Here is a 339-nt window from a genome sequence, read left to right as displayed (position 1 = left end):
TCGGCGGCGGTTTCGACGGCGGGTTCGACGTGGGCGGTCCCGGTGGCGGCTTCGGCGGGACGGACTTCGAGGACCTGCTCAGCGGTCTGTTCGGCCGGGGCGGGGAGCGGGGCGGTTTCGGGCGGACGCCGGGCACCGACCAGGTGGCCGAGATCACGCTCCAGGTGGAGGACGCGTACGCCGGCGGCCGCAGGCGCGTCACCCTCGACACCGGGGCCGGCCCCCGCAGTTACGAGCTGAACGTCCCGCCCGGCGTGACCGACGGGCAGCGGATCCGGCTGGCCGGAGAAGGCGGCGCGGGAAGCGGTGGCGGCCCGGCCGGCGACCTCTACCTGCGGG

General features: G+C 76.7%; 1 protein-coding gene. It reads left to right on the top strand.

The genetic code is table 11. The features are described from left to right. Positions 1-339, top strand: a 339-nt coding sequence (locus VR44_RS02725; protein WP_045945724.1) for a DnaJ C-terminal domain-containing protein, incomplete at both ends; no start/stop codon positions are given.

Source organism: Streptomyces katrae (assembly GCF_000966975.1).
Classification (GTDB): Bacteria; Actinomycetota; Actinomycetes; order Streptomycetales; family Streptomycetaceae; genus Streptomyces; species Streptomyces katrae.
The sequence above is the reverse complement of the archived record's forward strand: the minus strand, read 5'-3'. Positions and strand labels throughout refer to the sequence as shown.